This window comes from Nonomuraea sp. NPDC050383 (assembly GCF_044459125.1).
GTDB lineage: Bacteria > Actinomycetota > Actinomycetes > Streptosporangiales > Streptosporangiaceae > Nonomuraea.
On the sequence record NZ_JBITIP010000032.1, the window covers coordinates 1 to 16982 of the forward strand.

The 16982-nt window shown below is 70.7% G+C and carries 15 protein-coding genes; 6 read left to right on the top strand and 9 right to left on the bottom strand.

Features of this window, described 5'->3' with window-relative positions; genetic code table 11:
* The 3 genes from ACIBG4_RS41305 to ACIBG4_RS41315 form a co-directional block, all read right to left on the bottom strand.
* Positions 1-125, bottom strand: a 125-nt coding sequence (locus tag ACIBG4_RS41305) for a DUF742 domain-containing protein (RefSeq protein WP_355454033.1), incomplete at its 3' end; no start/stop codon positions are given.
* A 47-nt stretch (positions 126-172) separates the two neighbouring features.
* The gene (locus ACIBG4_RS41310; RefSeq protein WP_310710705.1) at positions 173-595 is read right to left on the bottom strand and encodes a roadblock/LC7 domain-containing protein; all 423 of its coding nucleotides are present in this window, start codon (positions 593-595) and stop codon (positions 173-175) included.
* The gene (locus tag ACIBG4_RS41315) at positions 592-3333 is read right to left on the bottom strand and encodes a nitrate- and nitrite sensing domain-containing protein (RefSeq protein ID WP_397208011.1); all 2742 of its coding nucleotides are present in this window, start codon (positions 3331-3333) and stop codon (positions 592-594) included. The genes ACIBG4_RS41310 and ACIBG4_RS41315 overlap by 4 nt, the downstream gene beginning before the upstream one ends.
* Before the next feature lie 501 nt (positions 3334-3834).
* On the opposite strand from ACIBG4_RS41315, the gene ACIBG4_RS41320 reads away from it, so the two are divergent.
* The 5 genes from ACIBG4_RS41320 (at position 3835) to ACIBG4_RS41340 (ending at position 8756) form a co-directional block, all read left to right on the top strand.
* A complete protein-coding gene (locus ACIBG4_RS41320) occupies positions 3835-4830 on the top strand; it encodes an ABC transporter substrate-binding protein (protein ID WP_397208013.1) in 996 nt (331 codons plus the stop codon).
* Entirely contained in the window at positions 4827-5636 is an 810-nt protein-coding gene (locus tag ACIBG4_RS41325) for an ABC transporter permease subunit (protein ID WP_310710702.1), read from the top strand. The genes ACIBG4_RS41320 and ACIBG4_RS41325 overlap by 4 nt, the downstream gene beginning before the upstream one ends.
* Complete coding sequence (locus ACIBG4_RS41330) at positions 5633-6409, top strand: ABC transporter permease (protein WP_310710701.1); 777 nt, start codon at positions 5633-5635, stop codon at positions 6407-6409. Before ACIBG4_RS41325 ends, ACIBG4_RS41330 begins: the two co-directional genes overlap by 4 nt.
* 9 nt (positions 6410-6418) lie before the next feature.
* A complete protein-coding gene (locus ACIBG4_RS41335; RefSeq protein WP_355447394.1) occupies positions 6419-7876 on the top strand; it encodes a dihydroorotase family protein in 1458 nt (485 codons plus the stop codon).
* A gap of 100 nt (positions 7877-7976) precedes the next feature.
* Positions 7977-8756 (top strand): ABC transporter ATP-binding protein, encoded by a 780-nt coding sequence (locus ACIBG4_RS41340; protein WP_310710699.1) that lies wholly within the window; start codon positions 7977-7979, stop codon positions 8754-8756.
* 6 nt (positions 8757-8762) lie between these two features.
* Here ACIBG4_RS41340 and ACIBG4_RS41345 read toward each other — a convergent pair whose 3' ends face one another.
* Entirely contained in the window at positions 8763-9860 is a 1098-nt protein-coding gene (locus ACIBG4_RS41345) for an amidohydrolase family protein (RefSeq protein ID WP_397208016.1), read from the bottom strand.
* Positions 9861-9929: 69 nt separating this feature from the next.
* On the opposite strand from ACIBG4_RS41345, the gene ACIBG4_RS41350 reads away from it, so the two are divergent.
* Positions 9930-10562, top strand: a complete 633-nt coding sequence (locus tag ACIBG4_RS41350) for a TetR/AcrR family transcriptional regulator (RefSeq protein ID WP_397208018.1) — start codon at positions 9930-9932, stop codon at positions 10560-10562.
* Positions 10563-10657: 95 nt separating this feature from the next.
* On the opposite strand, the gene ACIBG4_RS41355 is transcribed toward ACIBG4_RS41350, so the two are convergent.
* The 5 genes from ACIBG4_RS41355 to ACIBG4_RS41375 all read right to left on the bottom strand — a co-directional run bounded on the left by ACIBG4_RS41355 (position 10658) and on the right by ACIBG4_RS41375 (position 16940).
* Positions 10658-11209, bottom strand: coding sequence for an ATP/GTP-binding protein (locus ACIBG4_RS41355; protein ID WP_310710786.1), 552 nt, complete (start codon positions 11207-11209; stop codon positions 10658-10660).
* Positions 11210-11216: 7 nt separating this feature from the next.
* Positions 11217-11621: a DUF742 domain-containing protein gene (locus ACIBG4_RS41360; RefSeq protein ID WP_055507219.1), complete on the bottom strand. Its 405-nt coding sequence runs from the start codon at positions 11619-11621 to the stop codon at positions 11217-11219.
* Between the two features lie 18 nt (positions 11622-11639).
* Positions 11640-12062: a roadblock/LC7 domain-containing protein gene (locus tag ACIBG4_RS41365; RefSeq protein WP_101790364.1), complete on the bottom strand. Its 423-nt coding sequence runs from the start codon at positions 12060-12062 to the stop codon at positions 11640-11642.
* The gene (locus ACIBG4_RS41370; RefSeq protein WP_397208020.1) at positions 12059-15292 is read right to left on the bottom strand and encodes a nitrate- and nitrite sensing domain-containing protein; all 3234 of its coding nucleotides are present in this window, start codon (positions 15290-15292) and stop codon (positions 12059-12061) included. Before ACIBG4_RS41370 ends, ACIBG4_RS41365 begins: the two co-directional genes overlap by 4 nt.
* A gap of 250 nt (positions 15293-15542) precedes the next feature.
* Positions 15543-16940 (bottom strand): aminobutyraldehyde dehydrogenase, encoded by a 1398-nt coding sequence (locus ACIBG4_RS41375; RefSeq protein ID WP_397208022.1) that lies wholly within the window; start codon positions 16938-16940, stop codon positions 15543-15545.
* Between the last annotated feature and the right edge of the window lie 42 nt (positions 16941-16982).

The window sequence follows — 16982 nt, forward strand, 5'->3', positions numbered from 1 at the left end:
AACTCCCTCGGCTCAGCCGTCGCCGACGACACCAACGCCTCCATCGCCAACTTCACCCGCGGCGCCGTACGCCCACCCGTCACCGCATAGGGACGCACGGGAGACCCCGGGTCGAAGGACGACATCGGTCTCGGCTCGGGACCGCCGTTCCATCTGGGGTCTGTCACTTACCTCACCTGGACTGACTCGAACGCAGCTCCGCGCGGACCGCCGGAGTGAGTACCTGACCGGCGCGTTCCACCATCAGCGTCATCTGGTACGCCACCAGCCCCATGTCGCAGTCCGGGGCCGCCAGAACCGCCAGACACGAGCCGTCACTGATCGACATGATCAGCATCAGCCCCCGCTGCATCTCCACGATCGTCTGGTTGACCACACCACCCTCGAACACCCGCGCCGCACCCTGCGTCAGGCTGACCAGGCCGGAGGCGATGGCCGCGAGCTGGTCGGCCCGGTCCGGCGGGAAGCCGGAGGACGCGGCGAGCGGCAGGCCGTCCGAGGAGACCACGACCGCGTGGGCGACCCCGGGTACGGTGCTCACGAAATCGGTGATCAGCCAGTCGACACCGCGCGCCGCGTGACTGAGATCCTTCATGCGCCCTCCTCGCTGCTGTCGGCGCTCCGGGGACCCGCCGGATACGCCTTGCCCTCGTTGATGTCCTCGCGAGCGGCCCGGAAGCCCTGCTGGAAGCTGGACAGCCGGTTGCGCACCCGGTCCGGGGAGACCGCCGGCATGGGGGCCACCCCCTTGGGTGCGGCGGAGCTGTCCGCGGAGCCGGGCACCAGGTTGGCCTTGGGCACCCGCTTGGGCAGACCGGACGCGGTCGCCCCGTCACGCACCGGCTCCACCACCGCCTCCGCGGCGCTCCACCCGGCGTCGGCCTGTGAGGAGCCCCAGCTCGCGCCGCCGGCGAACCAGGCGGACTCCACGGCGGCGAAGATCGGCAGGTATTCGTCACCGGCGGAGGGCTGGCTGTTCACCCTCGGGATGGGGCCGGTGCTGGCCGAGTCGGTCTCCGGGAAGTCACGCGGCGGCCGGGGGCGGCCGAGCGGCCTGTCGAAGGGGCGGTCGGGCTGGACACCGGAAGGTCCCCAGGGCTGCGGCTCCTCCAGCGGGGGGCGACGGGGCAGCCCGTTGCCGCCGCTGGACCAGCCCGGCTCCTCGGGCGGCAGCCACGAGTCGTTGGTGTTGAACCCGGCTCGCGGCTCCGACGGCCAGCCGCTGGGCTCGGACGGCCACTGCGGCATGGCCGGCCAGCCGTTCTGCTGGGCGGGCGGACCGGACGGGAAGGACGGGTGGCCGGGGCCCGGCTGGTAGCCGCCCGCGGGCCAGTTGGGAGTGGGGGCCGGCGCCGGCGTGAGCTGCGGGCCGTTGTAGGCGTCCTCGTGCGCGGGGCTCGGCGAGCTCGCGTACGCGGGCGACGGGTTGCCGAGCAGGGAGTCCGGCAGGAGGACCATGGCGGTCAGTCCGCCGGAGGCGTGCGGCCGGAGCTGGACGCGGATGCCGTGGCGGTGGGCCAGGCGGGCGACCACGAACAGGCCCATGCGGCGGGAGGCCGACACGTCCACGGTGGGCGCGTCGGTGAGGCGCTCGTTGGACTGCGCCAGCTCGTCCTGCGTCATGCCGATGCCCGCGTCGGTGATGGACAGCATGACGCCACCGCCGTCGATGCGGCTGCCCGACACCGTCACCCTGTTCTCACGCGGGGAGAACGACAGGGCGTTCTCGACCAGCTCGGCCAGCAGGTGGATGACGTCGTTGACGGCCTGACCGGCCACCGACACCCCGTCGGGCACCTGGAGGACCACCCGCTCGTAGTTCTCCACCTCCGACAGCGAGGCGCGGGCCACGTCCACCAGCTTGACCGGCTGACTCCAGCGACGCGGCGGATCCTGCCCCGCCAGCACCAGCAGGTTCTCACTGTTACGCCGCATACGAGTGGCCAGATGGTCCAGCTTGAACAGGTTCGCCAACCGGCTCTCATCCTGCTCACCCTGCTCCAGACCATCGATCAACGTGATCTGCCGCTCCACCAACGTCTGACTACGCCGCGACAGGTTCACGAACATCGCATTCACATTGCTGCGCAGCCGCGACTCCTCACCCGCCAACCGCACCGCCTCACGATGCACCTCATCGAACGCCCGCGCGACCTCGCCGATCTCGTCGTCGCCGACCACGCCGATCGGCTCCACCTCGGCCAGGGCCGCCGCCGATCCGGACGTGTCCGAGTCCCGCAGCCGCTGGACCGTTTCGGGCAGCCGGCGGCCGGCGATCAGCAGCGCCTCGCGCCGGAGCCGGCGCAGCGGGCCGCTGAGGGAACGTGCCATCAGCACGGTGACGATCAGCACGAGGACCAGGAGCACGGCGATCGCGATCGCGAAGATCATCGCGCCCTGCTGCTCGGCGACCTGCACGGTACGGCTGCGCAGCATGATCGAGTCGGCGACCCGCTGCTCGACCTGGCGCATGCCGTCGATGGTCTCGGTGACCGCGGTGAACCATGCCTGCCCGTCGCTGGCGAGGTCGAGACCCCGGTCGGTGAGCGGCTGCCCGGCGTCCTGGAGTGCCAGGGCGCGGGCCTGAATCAGCTCGGCCCGGTCGACGGCCTGGCCGCTGACCGTGTCGTCGTACGCCTGGCGCAGTGCCAGCGGCACCTGTGCCCGGAACGCGGCGAGCTCGCTGTTGCGCTGGGCCCGGGCGGCGATGAAGTCGTCCAGCTCGTCCTGGCTGAAGCGGCCGACGGCCAGCGCCGAGACGAGCAGCGCCCGCTGCCGGGAGACGTACTGCTTGGCCCGCGACAACGCGGCGAACCCGGCGACGGTGTCGGTGAGCTCCTTGTCCGCCGCGCCCTGGTCGATGGTGTCGTTGAGGGCCAGGAAGTCGGAGATCGACTGGTCGTACAGCTCGATGACGGAGGAGACGTTCAGCCGGGACTCGACCGCGGTCCGGCGGGAGTTGGCCAGCTCGTCGAAACGGTTCTTGACCCGCACGGCCTCGGCCCGCAGGGGGCTGTCGGAGGCGCCGAGCGCGGTGACGTCGGGCCGCGCCTCGGCGACGAGCCGGTCCACGGCGGAGTACTGGGCGGTGATGGCATTGCGGTCACCCCTGCGGTCCTGGGCGACGAAGGTGGCGGTGAGATCGCGTTCCAGCTCGGTCTCGTGGGCCAGCTCGGTCAGCTTTCCGGCCAGGACGGCCGTCTGGTAGACGCGCTCGTACTCGGAGGCGCTGGTGACGGAGGACGCGACCCGCAGGCCGCCCAACGCCAGCGCCGCGACGGTGGGGATGACGATCAGTACCAGCAGCTTGGTGCGCACCCGCCAGTTGCGCACGATGCCACCCGGGCCCCTGGCATGCCCGGGCTGGGCCGGCGGCCCTGTCCGCGCATGGGATGACGGAAAGGCGGACGCCTCAGCAGGTAAGCCGGAATCGCCGTTCGCAGGGGGCAATGTCTTTCTCACTGGCCTCCGCAACCTCTCCTTGGATGGCCTGGTGCAAGAGATCAAATTCGTGCCCGTGCTAGCCGTGTGCCGCCCCCGGCACCCGTGGTCCGAAAACCTATTTATGTACAACAGATAAATCGGCCGCCGGTGTGGCCACACCGGCAAGTCGATCATCTTGCATATGTCTCCACGTCCAGACAGTAGACACACGTCCCCGGTGAACGCCAGCCATATCATCACCTATATCTGGACATAGCTCCAGAAAACCAGTGTGATCATTTTTCTGCCATATATATTGATAATTTCCAGAATCGGGGGACCATGCGCAAGGGTTGCCTGCGCTTTGGGGTGTGTCGAGTGTCGGCCACCCCCGTTCAAAGGAGACGCGACATGAGGCTCGCTGCGGCAGGGCGCATCGCCCTGATCGGACTGGTGGCCACCCTTGCCATGACGAGTTGCTCCAGCACGGAGGCCAAACCCGGAGGTGGGAGCAACGCCAACGGGCTGGAGAAGACCGACCTGCTCATCGGGCAGTACCCGGGAGCCGACTCCGCCCCCCTGTTCATCGCCATCGAGCGAGGCTTCTTCAAGGAGCAGGGGCTCAACGTGAAGACCGAGGCCATCCAGGCCCCCCAGGCCGTGCTGCCCAAGCTGTCCAACGGCAGCATGGACGTGGTCCTCGGCAGCTATGCCACCATCCTGACGATCCAGAGTGAGGGCCTGGAGAAGTTCAAGTACATCGCGGACTCCTACCAGGGCGCCACCGGCGCCTTCGGGATCATGGTGGGGCGCGACTCCCCCATCAAGAAGGTCGCCGACCTCAAGGGCAAGAAGATCGGCGTGAACGCGCTCAAGGGCCTCGGCGTGCTCACCATGAACCCGCACCTCAAGATCGCCGGCCTTGACCCGAGCCCCGGCAAGGACATCCAGTACGTCGAGGTGCCCACCACGAACTGGCTCCAGGCGCTGGAGAAGGGCGACGTGGACGCGGTCTGGATGACCGACCCCTACGTCAGCGAGGCCAAGAACAAGCTCGGCGCGACGATGCTGGTCGACACCATGTCCGGCCCCACGGAGAGCCTGCCGATCACCGGCTGGGCGGCGACCGAGAAGTGGGTGAGCAGCAACCCCAAGACGATGGCCGCCTTCCAGCGCGCGATGGCCAAGGCCCAGAACATCGCCGCCACCGACCGCAGCGCCGTCACCAAGATCCTGCCCACCTTCACCAAGATCCCCGCCGCCACCGCGGCCACCATCAACCTCGGCAACTACCCGACCACGCTGAGCGCCCAGCGCATCCAGCGGGTCGCGGACCTCATGCAGGAGTACGGCTTCATCAAGGCCAAGATCGACGTCGCGCCGATGATCGTCACCTCCCAGGGATGACGTCCACGGCCACCCTGGCGCGGGCGGAGCGCACCACCCCCTCCCGCGCCCGGCTCGGAAGACTCCTCCGCCACGTCGCCGGCGTGGCGGTCTTCCTCCTGCTCTGGGAGCTGGCCGGCCGCACCGGCCTCGTCTCCTGGCTGCCGGCCGCCTCGACGTCCCTGGCGCGGGCGGCGGGGCTCGGCGCCGACCCCGCGTTCCTGACCGACCTGGCCTCCACCCTCACCGCCGCGGTCGTGGGCCTTCCGCTGGCCGTGCTCGTCGCGGTCCCGATCGGCCTGCTGCTCGGCACCGTCCCCGTGGTGGAGGAGATGACCCGCGCGATCGTCGAGTTCCTGCGGCCGATCCCGTCGGTCGCGCTGATCCCGCTCGCCCTGTTCTTCTTCCAGCCCGAGATCAACGCCAAGGTGGCGCTCATCGTCTACGCCGCCTCCTGGCCGATCCTCATCAACACCCTGTACGGCGTCCGCGACGTCGACCCGGTGGCCACCGAGACGCTGCGCTCGTTCGGCTTCGGCTCCGGCGCGGTCATCCTGCGGGTCAGCCTGCCGAGCGCGGCGCCGTTCATCTTCACCGGCATCCGGCTGGCGGCCTCCGTCACGCTCATCCTGGCGATCAGCGTGGAGTACGTCGTGGGCGGCGCCGGCGGCATCGGCGCCTTCCTCATCCAGGCGAGCACCGGCATCGGCGCCGACGCGATGGTCGACGTGATCGCGACCCTCATGTGGGCCGGGCTGGTCGGGCTCGTCGTCAACACGCTGCTCCTCCGCGCGGAGCGGCGCCTGTTCAGGTGGCGGCACGTATGATCGCGACCATCGTACGGCGGCTCTGGCTGGTGCCCGTGGTCCTGCTCGGCTGGGAGCTGCTGGCCCGGTCCCAGGCCAGCCCGTACCTGCCCGCGCCGAGCCGGATCGCCTCCTGGATGTACGAGCGGTGGTTCTCCGGCCCGTACCTGCTGACCGACGAGGCGGTGGACAACTTCGTGCCCAGCCTCGTCCGCGTCGTCGGCTCGTGGAGCATCGCCGTGGTGGCCGGGGTCGCGCTCGGCGTGGCGATCGGCCGGGTGGCCTGGCTGGCCGACTACGTCGACCCGCTCGTGGAGTTCGGCCGCGCCGTGCCGCCGCCCGCGATGCTCCCCGTCTTCCTGGTGCTGTTCACCATGGGCACCCAGGTGCAGGTGGCGACCATCGTGTTCGGCGTCGTCTGGCCGATCCTGCTCAACTCCATCGACGGGGCACGCAACGTGGACGCGCTCCAGCTGGAGACCGCCACCGTCTTCGGCGTGCCCGCCCGCCTGCGACTGTTCCGGATCATCCTGCCCTCGGCCGCCCCGAAGATCTTCGCGGGGCTGCGGCTGAGCGTCTCGCTGGCGCTCATCCTCATGGTGATCTCCGAGCTGAAGGGCAGCACCGACGGCATCGGCTACCTGCTGAGCGTGGCCGGCAACAACGCCGACATGGCCGGGCTGTGGGCCGGCGTGGTGGTGCTCGGGGTGCTCGGCTACGTCCTCAACTCCCTGTTCCTCATGGCGGAGCGCCGCGTGCTGACCTGGCACCGGGGCGCCCGCCGTACCGTCTAGGAGGCGGATGTGACAGACCTGCTGCTGAAGAACGTGCGGGTCGTGACGCATGACCGGAGCGAGCCCGTCATGGCCGACATCGCCGTGACCGGGGGCCGCGTCGACCAGGTCACGCCCGGCCTGCCCACCGAGGGCGTCCCGGAGGTGATCGAGGGCGCGGGGCGGCTCGCGTTCCCCGGCGTCGTGGACGCCCACCAGCACTGGGGGATCTACAACCCGCTGGACGAGGACGCCGGCTCGGAGAGCCGCGCCTCCGCGCAGGGCGGGGTGACGACGGCTCTGACCTACATGCGCACCGGGCAGTACTACCTCAACCGGGGCGGCGCGTACGCGGACTTCTTCCCCGAGGTGCTGGCCCGAGCCGAGGGGCGGGCCTACATCGACTACGGCTTCCACCTGGCGCCGATGTCGCGGGGCCACATCGAGGAGCTGCCGGACCTGGTCGAGCGGTTCGGCGTGCCGTCGTTCAAGATCTTCATGTTCTACGGCGGGCACGGGCTGCACGGGCGCTCGGCCGACCAGAGCGCGTTCCTCATGCTGCCCGAGGGCGAGCGTTACGACTACGCCCACTTCGAGTTCGTCATGCGGGGCGTGCAGGCGGCCCGGGAGCGCTTCCCCGAGCTGGCCAGCGAGATCTCGCTGTCGCTGCACTGCGAGACGGCCGAGATCATGACGGCGTACACGCGGCTGGTGGAGGAGGCGGGCGACCTGAGCGGCCTGGCCGCCTACAGCGCCTCGCGACCGCCCCACTCCGAGGGGCTGGCCGTGTTCATCGCCTCCTACCTGGCCCACGAGACCGGCCTCGGCAACGTCAACCTGCTGCACCTGTCCTCCCGCAAGGCCCTGGACGCGGCGGTGCGGATGGCCAGGACGTTCCCCCACATCGACTTCCGCCGCGAGGTCACGATCGGGCACCTGCTGGCCGACATCGAGACGGCGAGCGGCATCGGCGCCAAGGTCAACCCGCCGATCAGGCCGCGCGAGGACGTCGAGGCGCTGTGGGAGCACGTGCTCGACGGCACGGTGGACTGGGTCGTCAGCGACCACGCCTGCTGCCGGGAGGAGCTGAAGTTCGGCGCGCCCGCCGAGGACGTGTTCCTGGCCAAGGCCGGCTTCGGCGGCGCCGAGTACCTGCTGCCCGGCCTCATCACCGAGGGCCGCCGGCGCGGGCTGCCATGGGGGCGCATCGCCGCGCTCACCTCGTGGAACCCCGCCCGCCGGTACGGCCTGCGCACCAAGGGCACGATCGCGCCGGGCTTCGACGCCGACATCTGCCTGGTGGACCCGGACGCCACCTGGACCGTGCGGGCGGCCGACTCGGACTCGGCCCAGGAGTACACGCCGTTCGAGGGGTTCGAGCTGACCGCGAAGGTCACCGACACGTTCGTGCGGGGTCACCACGTGCTGGACACCGGCAAGATCGTCGGCCGTCCCCTGGGGCGTTTCGTCCGCCGGCCGGTGGCCTGAGCCCGGCCCCTGCCGGAATGGTCATCTTCATGTCCAACGATCACTGACTTCGGTAGAGTCAGCCTGTTATCTCCCGGCTTCGCCTGTCCTAGGACGTCACTTGCTCGAGATAGACAACCTCACGCACGTTTACGGTCCCGGCAGCCCCAACGAGCACCGCGCGATCGAAGGGCTCAAGCTGAGCGTCGCCGAGGGCGAGCTGCTGTGCATCGTGGGTCCCTCCGGATGCGGCAAGTCCACGCTGCTCCGCTCCATCGCCGGGCTGATCACTCCCACGGGCGGCGAGATCCGGGTCGACGGCAAGCTGGTGCGCCAGACGCCCGACAACCTGGCCGTGGTCTTCCAGGACTACAGCCGCTCCCTGTTCCCCTGGATGTCGGTGGCCGAGAACGTGGCGCTGCCGCTGCGGCGCCGGGACATGGACAAGCGGGCGCGGCGGGAGGCGGCGCAGGAGGCGCTGGAGTCGGTGGGCCTGCTCGGCGCCGCCCAGAAGTACCCGTTCCAGCTGTCCGGCGGCATGCAGCAGCGCGTCGCGATCGCCCGCGCGCTGGCCTACCGGCCCAGCCTGATGCTCATGGACGAGCCGTTCGGCTCGGTGGACGCCCAGACCCGTGAGGACCTGGAGGACCTGGTCCTCAAGGTGCGCGGCCACCACCGGATGACGATCGTGCTCATCACCCACGACATCGACGAGAGCGTGTACGTCGGCGACCGGGTCGTGGTGCTGTCCAAGGCGCCCGCGCACGTGGTGGGCGACCTCCGGGTGGACCTGCCGGGGCCCCGCGACCAGATCACCACCCGCGAGAACCCCGACTTCGTGCGCCTGCGCGGCGAGGTCGGCCGCCTGGTGCGCGGGGTGGACGTCCCCGCCTCCGCCTGACCGCCCTTATCCGCCCGCCGGCGGATCGACCACCAGCCGTCCCCCTGACATCACCAGGACGGGGTACTCCAGCAGTTTGAACCGTTCGAGCGGGTCGCCTTCCACCGCGATGAGGTCCGCGGGCGCACCCGCGACCAGCCGGCCGAGCGGAGCCAGGCCTAGGTGCTCGCCGGCTCGTGCCGTGGCGGCCGACAGCACCTCCGCGGCCGACACCGTGCCGCGCCCGACGTGCTGCATCAGCTGCAGCTCGAACGCGTCGATCCCCCAGGGCACGTCCGGATGCGCGAGATCCGTTCCGTACAGCAGGCGCACTCCCGCCTCCACCAGGCGTACCGCGTTCGTGAACACCCCTGTCGTACGCGAGAGGGTGTCCAGGGTGCCGACCACCCGGACACCCGCCGCGGCCGCCCGCTTGATCAGCTCGTCGGGCAACGGATCACAGGGCACGTGCGCCCACTCATCCACTCCCGCGTCGAGCGCCAACTCGGCGCCCGCCGCGCCGCTCAGGTGCGCCGCGACCCCCAGACCGTTCGCGTGAGCCTCCGCCACGACCGCCGAGACCACCTCCGCGGCCGGCAACGGCCAAGGGGGAACGGCGGTACCGGCGTGGGCGCTCCAGGGGGCGCCGGTCGAGCCGCCCGGCTCCAGCCCTATCTTGATCAGGGCCGCGCCGCCTTCGGCCGACCGGCGCACGGCCGCGCGGGCCGTCTTCGCGTCCAGCACCTGCAGGGCCGCGTCCGGCCCGAAGACGGGAACCGGATAGCCGCCGACGGCGGTGAGGATCGGGCCCGCGGCCAGCACCCGCAACCGTCCGTCCCCGCCTGAGGGCGCGACCAGCGGACCGCCCGTGTCCCGCACCGTGGTGACCCCATGTCGCAGCACCGTCTGTGTCGGGGTGCGGTCCAGCAACACGTGCGCGTGCAGATCGATGAACCCCGGCAGCACGGTTCCGCGGATGTCGATCCGGCGCCCCCCTCCGCCTGCCTGCTCGGCGGGCACCACCGCGACGATCCGGTCGTCGCGGGTCACCACGGCATGCCGCGGCAGCACCTTGTGCCCGTCGAAGACCTGGTCCGCGGTGATCACGAATTCCCGCTCAGCCATGCCGCTCAGCTCCTTAGTCTGTCTTTAGAGTTGGACTATAAAGTTCGACTCTAAAGGTAGACTCGACTCATGGCGCAGGTCAAGAACAAGCAGGCAGAGAAGTCCCGGCAGACACAGCGGCGGGTCCTCACCGCGGCGCACGAGCTGTTCGTCGACGGGGGTTATGGCCAGACCGCTCTGCAGGACGTGGCCGACCGTGCGGGTGTGTCCGTGCAGACGATCTACTTCCTGTTCCGGACCAAGCGGAACCTGCTCAAGAACGTGGTCGACGTGACCGTCGCCGGCGACGACGAGCCCGTCGCCACCATGGAGCGCCCCTGGTTCGCCGACGCGATGAACGCCGACGCCGCCGACGACCACCTACGGGCACACGTCATCGGAACCACCACGGTCCTCGAACGCGCCGCCCCGATCACCGACGTGCTGCGCACCGCCGCGGGCGTCGAGCCCGAGCTCGACGAGCTGTGGCAGCGCGCTCTCGCCGACCGCCGCACCGTCCAGCACGCCACCGCCGAGGCGCTGCTCGGCAAACCCGGCGCCCGGACCGGCATCACCGTCGACCGCGCCGCAGATCTGCTGTTCGCGTTGCTGAGCCCTGAGCTGTACCTGCTGCTGGTTCGCGACCGCGCCTGGACGTGCGGCCACTATCGCGACTGGGTCCACGACACCCTCGCGGCCCAACTCCTCGATCCCGCCACCTGAACGATCCCGCCGCCTGAACGGGGCGGACAACGACGAACGCCGCCGGACCGATGGTCCGGCGGCGTTCGTCGTGCGGGCGTGTGCCGCGCCAGGCGTCAGGCGGGCAGGTGGGAGTGGCGCGTCAGCGCGTGCTCCACCAGCGTGATGAGCGTGCTCTTCACCGAATCGCGCACCCGGGCGTCCAGGCGGACGATCGGCGTGTGCGCGTTCAGCGACAGCGCCTCGCGGATCTCGTCGTCCTGGTGGGCGAACTGCCCGTCCCAGCCGTTGATGCCGATGACGAACGGCAGCTTCGCCTCCTCGAAGTAGTCGATGGCGGGGAAGCTGTCGGCCAGGCGCCGCGTGTCCGCGAGCACCACGGCCCCGATCGCGCCGCGCACCAGGTCGTCCCACATGAACCAGAACCTGTGCTGTCCGGGCGTGCCGAACAGGTAGAGGATGAGGTCCCGGTCCAGCGAGACGCGGCCGAAGTCCATGGCGACGGTCGTGGTGGTCTTGTTCGGGGTGAGCGAGACGTCGTCGACCCCTGCCGACGCGTCCGTCATCACCGCCTCCGTGGTGAGCGGAAGGATCTCCGAGACCGCACCCACGAACGTCGTCTTGCCCACGCCGAATCCGCCGGCCACGACGATCTTCGTCGAGGTCAGCCCGGCGCTAGAGCCTGCGAAGTCCACTGAGCACCCTTTCGAGCAAGTTGAGGTCCGGCTTTCCCGCGTCCAGCGCAGGCTGGTGCACGCGGATCAGGCCTTCGGACGCCATGTCGGCGATCAGCACCCGGACCACACCCAAAGGCTGTCGTAAGAGGGCCGAGATCTCAGCAACCGACCTGACGTTCCGGGTCAGTTGAATGATCGCCTGATACTCCGGACTCAGCAGAGATATGTCTTGGTATTCCGACGTCACGGAGGACACCAGCGCCTCCATGGCGAACTTCATCCGCGGCGCCGTGCGCCCTCCGGTCACGGCATATGGCCGCACCAGAGAGCTCGGCTTCTGCGGACGTGGAGCCGCCGGATGCGGCGGAGTGCTATCACCAGCCCAACCCTGACCTGACACCATGTTCTCCTGTCACCGCCCTTAGCGGGGGCGGGCCGCCTGCAGTTCGGCACGTACGGCAGGCGTGAGCACCTGACCGGCGCGCTCGACGAGCAGCGTCATCTGGTAGGCCACCAGGCCCATGTCACAATCGGGCGCAGCGAGCACGGCCAGGCAGGAGCCATCGCTGATCGACATGATCATCAACAGACCGCGCTGCATCTCGATGACGGTCTGGGTCACCAGGCCGCCCTCGAAGACACGGGCAGCACCCTGAGTCAGGCTGATGACACCCGAGGCGACCGCGGCGAGCTGGTCCGCCCGGTCCTTCGGGAAACCCTCGGAGAACGCCAGCGGCAGACCGTCCGACGAGACCACGACGGTGTGCGCAACCCCTGGCACGTTGTTGACGAAGTCAGTGATCAGCCAGCTGATGCCACGCGCTCCCTGGCTCAGTTCTCTCATTTCTCCTCCTCGTTCTCTTCTCCGCGGGTGAACGCGCGGCCTTGTCGAACACCCTGCTGGAAGCTGGAGAGCCGGCTCCGCAACCTGTCGGGAGAGATCTGCGGCGCCGGTGACGTGGCCTGGGGCTCGGCCAGGCTCGCCGTACCGGGCACCAGGTTGGCCTTGGGCACGCGCCGGGGCAGGCCCGAGGACGTCACGCCGCCCTGCGCGGGCTCGGCGGCGGCCTGCGCGGCCTGGAAGCCGCTGTCGGCCGGTGAGGACCACGCGGCGCCCGCGCCCGACTCTCCGGGGCGGCGCCGGGGCAGGCCGGACGGGCTGAGGCTTTCCTGCGCGCCGTCCTGGACGCCGAACTGCGCGCCGCGCTGCGGGAGCGGCGGCGGGCTGTCGAGCCGCACCGCGGGCTGGACGGCCGTCTCCGACTCCTGGTCGGGCTCCGGCTCACGGGGCCTGAGCACCTCGGGGTCGGGCTTGCGGAACCAGTCGGAGCCCACCGAGGAGAAGATGGGCAGGAACTCCTCGCTCGGCGGCTCCATCGGCGAGCTGCGCACCACGGGCAGCGGGCCGGTCAGATCCTGCGAGGAGTACTCCCCCGGGCCGAACGGGTCGAAGCCGTGCTGCCCGTTGGGGGCGAAGGCGTCGGCCGGCTTGACCGTCTCGGCGAAGGAGGGCCAGCGCTGCTCCTCGCCGAACGGCGCACGGGACGGCTCGTCACCGTAGGGAGAGCGCGCGGGCTCGTCGCCGTAGGGCGAGCGGAGGTCGTCGCCGTAGCGGACCTCCTCGCCGAAGGACGGGCGGGCGGGCTCGTCGCCGTAGGGCGAACGGGGCGGCTCGTCGGCGTAGGGCGACCGGGCCGGCTCGGCGGGGGTGAACAGCGACGAGGCCGGCTGCTCGCCGAACGACGGCCAGCGGGTCTCCTGCTCCTCGCGCATCGGAGGCGGCTCGGTGGCGAAGGACGGCCAGCGCGGCTCGTCCTGCGCCGCGCCCGGCGGAGGCGGCTCGGTCGCGAACGACGGCCAGTTGGGCACGTCCTGGGCGGGCGCCGCCGGGTCGGCGAACGACGGCCAGCGGTCCTCCTGGGCGGCGGCGGCCGGCTGCTCCTCGGCGAACGAGGGCCAGTTGCCGGTGCCGGGGGCGGGCAGCGAGCCGGGCCACTGCGTGTCGACCGGGGCGTCGTCGCGAGGGTCGGCGAGGGCGGCCGGCGAGGCGTAAGTGCCGTTGCCGTGGCCGTTGGAGGCGGCCTCCTCGAACGGCGCCTGGCCGAACATGCTCGGGTCGAAGTCGGTGAACGCGTCGTACTGGCCGCGCTGCTGCGGCACGCCGGGCGCGCCCTGCGCGCCCACGATCAGCGTGTTCGGCAGCATGACCAGGGCGCTCAGGCCACCGGTCTCGCGCATCCGGAGCTGGACGCCCACGCCGTGGCGCAGCGCCAGGCGGCCGACCACGAACAGGCCCATGCGGCGGGAGACGGCGACGTCCACCACCGGCGGGTTGGCCAGGCGCCAGTTGGCCTCGGCCAGCTCGTCGGCCGACATGCCGATGCCCAGGTCGCTGATGGTCACGAGCACCCCGCCGTCCATCGGGGCGCTGGTGACCTGCACCTTGCTCTCGCGCGGGGAGAAGGAGATGGCGTTCTCGATCAGCTCGGCCAGCAGGTGGACGGCGTCGGTGACGGCCGGACCGGCGATCTGCACGCCCGAGGGGATCTGGATCTGGACCCGCTCGTAGTTCTCGACCTCGGACAGCGAGGCGCGGGCGACGTCGACCAGCGGCACCGGCTCGCTCCACTTGCGCGCGGCCTCCTGGCCGGCGAGGACCAGGAGGTTCTCGCTGTTGCGCCGCATGCGGGTGGCCAGGTGGTCGAGCCGGAACAGGTTGGCGAGCCGGTTCTCGTCCTCCTCACCCTGCTCCAGGCCCTCGATGAGCTGGAGCTGCCGTTCGACCAGCGTCTGGCTGCGGCGGGAGAGGTTGACGAACATGGAGTTGACGTTGGCACGCAGCTTGGCCTCGTCGCCGGCCAGCCTGATCGCCTCGCGGTGGACCTCGTCGAAGGCCCGGGCCACTTCCCCGATCTCGTCGCGGGTGTTGACGCCGATCGAGGGGACCTCGGGCAGCACCGCGCCGTCGCCCGACTCGCGCAGCGCGCGGACGGTCTCGGGCAGCCGGGTGGTGGCCACCTGGAGTGCCTCGGCGCGCAGGCGGCGCAGCGGGCGCACCAGCGAGCCGGCCACGCGGGTGGTGAAGACCAGGACGAGGAGCAGCAGGACGAGGATCATCGCGCCGGAGATGACGGCGCTGCGCTGCTCGGAGTCGCTCAGGTCCCGGGCCTCGGTCACGACGCGGGTGGTCAGGCCGTCCTCGACCTTGCGCAGGCCGCTGACCTGGAGCGAGGTGCTCTCGTGCCACAGGTTGAGCTCGCGGCGCGGGGTGGCGGTGATGTCGAGGTCGCGGATCGTCTTGTACTCGCGCAGCTGGGCGAGCGCCCGCTGGCGCATGGCGTCGGCGCGGTCGATCTGCAGGCCCCGCATGTTCTTGCGGTAGGCCTGGAGGTCCGACTTCCTCGCCTCCTCCTCGAAGGTGGCGAGCTCCGCCTGCTGCCGGTTCCAGGAGCCGAGGAAGTCGGACAGGTCGTCGTAGTCGAGCTTCCGCTCCACGAGCGCGACGACGAGGATGCCCTGCTGGCGGGAGACCTCTTCCTTGGCCCTCTGCAGCGCTCCGAGGGTGATGACGTCCGCGCCGAGGGCGTCGTCCTGGGTGCCGCCGGCCAGCTCGTCCTGGAGCTTGCTCATGACTTCGATCATCGAGCTGAAGGTGCGCAGGGCGGCTCGGGGCGGGGCGCTGCCGGTCTGGACGATCGACTGGCGCAGGCCGTCGAGGCCGGTCAGCCAGCGGCGGATCTCACCGGCTTCCTCCAGGGTGCGCGGCGAGTGGGTGGCGTCGAGCGCCCCCACGGCCGCCAGCACGCGCTTGCGGACGGCGTTGACCGCGTCACGCTGGGTGTTGAGCTGGGCGCGGCGGGAGGCGCGGCGGCCCTCGGCGATGTACCACGCCGTGAGCGTCCGCTCCTTGCCGAGTTCGTCGGACATCGCGCCGACGGTCTGCACCAGCTCCGCGATCTGGGTGAGCCGGCGGTACTCGGCGCTGGTGGCGATCGAGTTGGCCAGCTGGACACCGGCGAGGAGCACGCCGACGACGGTGGGGATGAGGATCAGCGCGACCAGCCTGGTGCGCACACGCCAGTTCCCCAGCCGGAACCGGCCGCCTGCGTACTCCTCCGGCCTGGTGTGCCTGGGGTTATCGGTCCTCACTGACTCTCGCAACCTCTCGCCGTACGTGCTCGATAAACCTGACACGCTTGGGGCGCATGGGATTCGTGCGGGCTGGGTAATTGGAACACAACCCGTACCAGATCAGCCAACCGGACATATCCCATCAAATGCGACCAGACGTGCCGTTGGAGTCGCATATCACCGCGCGTCTTTCTCAGGCGGGCCGGAACGAGTCTCGCTCCGCCGGCGCCGCGTGCTTGACCATCAGGTGACGGGTCACCGAGTATTCCTGCACCGCCTCCTGGCTCATGTCCTTGCCGAACCCGCTGCCCTTGACCCCGCCGTGCGGAGCCTCGCTGGCGATGGGCAGGTGGTCGTTCACCCACGTCACGCCCACGTCGAGACGGTGCGAGACCCGCATCGCCCGGGCGACGTCGCGCGACCACACCGAGGAGGCCAGGCCGTAGCGCGTGTCGTTGGCGAGCCGGACGGCCTCGTCCTCGCCGTCGAAGGGGAGGACCACGAGGACGGGGCCGAAAAGTTCTCCTTGTACGATATCGCTCTTCTGATCTACCCCGGTCACCAGAGTCGGCGGGTAGTAGAACCCGGAACCCTCGGCGGGAGCGCCGCCGTGGAGCACCCGACCGCCCGCACGCTGCACGAACCCGTGCACGCGGTCGCGGTGCGCCGCCGAGATCAGCGGTCCGATGTCGGTGGCGGGGTCCCACGGATCTCCGGTCACGATTTCGGCAAGAGTCGCCCGGATCGCCTCGACCGCCTCGTCGTGGACGCGCCGGTCGACGTAGACACGCGTGGCCGCCGTGCAGTCCTGGCCCGTGTTGTACGTCGCGCCCATCGCCACGCCGGTCGCCATCGCGGCCAGGTCGGCGTCGTCGAACACCAGCGCGGGCGCCTTGCCGCCGAGCTCCAGGTGCACCCGCTTGAGCGTCCGGGCCGCGCCCGTCATGACGGCCCGGCCCGTCTCGGTCGATCCCGTGACGCTGACCATGTCCACGCCCGGGTCGGTGACGAGTGCCTCCCCCACCTCGGCGTCGCCCGTGACGACCTGCACCAGGCCGCGCGGCGCGCCCGCCTGGGCGAACAGCTCGGCCAGCCGCAGCGTGGAGCGCGGCGTCTGCGGGGCGGGCTTGATCACCACCGCGTTGCCCGCGGCGATGGCCGGGCCGAGCTTCCAGACGGCCATGACCAGCGGGAAGTTCCACGGCGCGATCGACGCGACGACGCCGACCGGCCGGCGCACCATGATCGAGGTGTAGCCGCGGCTGAACACCCCGGCGCCCGTGCCCTCCAGCGAGCGGGCCGCCCCCGCGAAGAAGCGCAGGTTGTCCACCGCGAACGGCAGCTCGCCGTCGCGTACGACGGCGGCCGGCTTGCCGGTGTCCTCCACCTCCAGCCGGGTCAGCTCGTCGGCGTCGGCCTCGACCAGGTCCGCCACGCGCAACAGCAGCCGCGCGCGCTCCGCCGGGGTCGCCTCGGCCCACTCGGCGAAGGCGGCGCGGGCCTCGCCCACGATCCGCGCCACGTTCTCGACGGTGGTGTCCGGGACGCGGTCCGTGGGGGCGCCGGTCGCCGGGTTGATCAGTTCGCGCATGGTTCCTGTTCCTGGCCGGTCGTTCCTGACCTGCCGTTGTTC

Excerpts from the sequence above, each read along its gene's own strand:
- ACIBG4_RS41310 (WP_310710705.1), bottom strand. The coding sequence starts at position 595 with ATGAAGGATCTCAGTCACGCGGCGCGCGGTGTCGACTGGCTGATCACC.
- ACIBG4_RS41320 (WP_397208013.1), top strand. The coding sequence starts at position 3,835 with ATGAGGCTCGCTGCGGCAGGGCGCATCGCCCTGATCGGACTGGTGGCC.
- ACIBG4_RS41325 (WP_310710702.1), top strand. The coding sequence starts at position 4,827 with ATGACGTCCACGGCCACCCTGGCGCGGGCGGAGCGCACCACCCCCTCC.
- ACIBG4_RS41330 (WP_310710701.1), top strand. The coding sequence starts at position 5,633 with ATGATCGCGACCATCGTACGGCGGCTCTGGCTGGTGCCCGTGGTCCTG.
- ACIBG4_RS41345 (WP_397208016.1), bottom strand. The coding sequence starts at position 9,860 with ATGGCTGAGCGGGAATTCGTGATCACCGCGGACCAGGTCTTCGACGGG.
- ACIBG4_RS41350 (WP_397208018.1), top strand. The coding sequence starts at position 9,930 with ATGGCGCAGGTCAAGAACAAGCAGGCAGAGAAGTCCCGGCAGACACAG.
- ACIBG4_RS41360 (WP_055507219.1), bottom strand. The coding sequence starts at position 11,621 with ATGGTGTCAGGTCAGGGTTGGGCTGGTGATAGCACTCCGCCGCATCCG.
- ACIBG4_RS41365 (WP_101790364.1), bottom strand. The coding sequence starts at position 12,062 with ATGAGAGAACTGAGCCAGGGAGCGCGTGGCATCAGCTGGCTGATCACT.
- ACIBG4_RS41375 (WP_397208022.1), bottom strand. The coding sequence starts at position 16,940 with ATGCGCGAACTGATCAACCCGGCGACCGGCGCCCCCACGGACCGCGTC.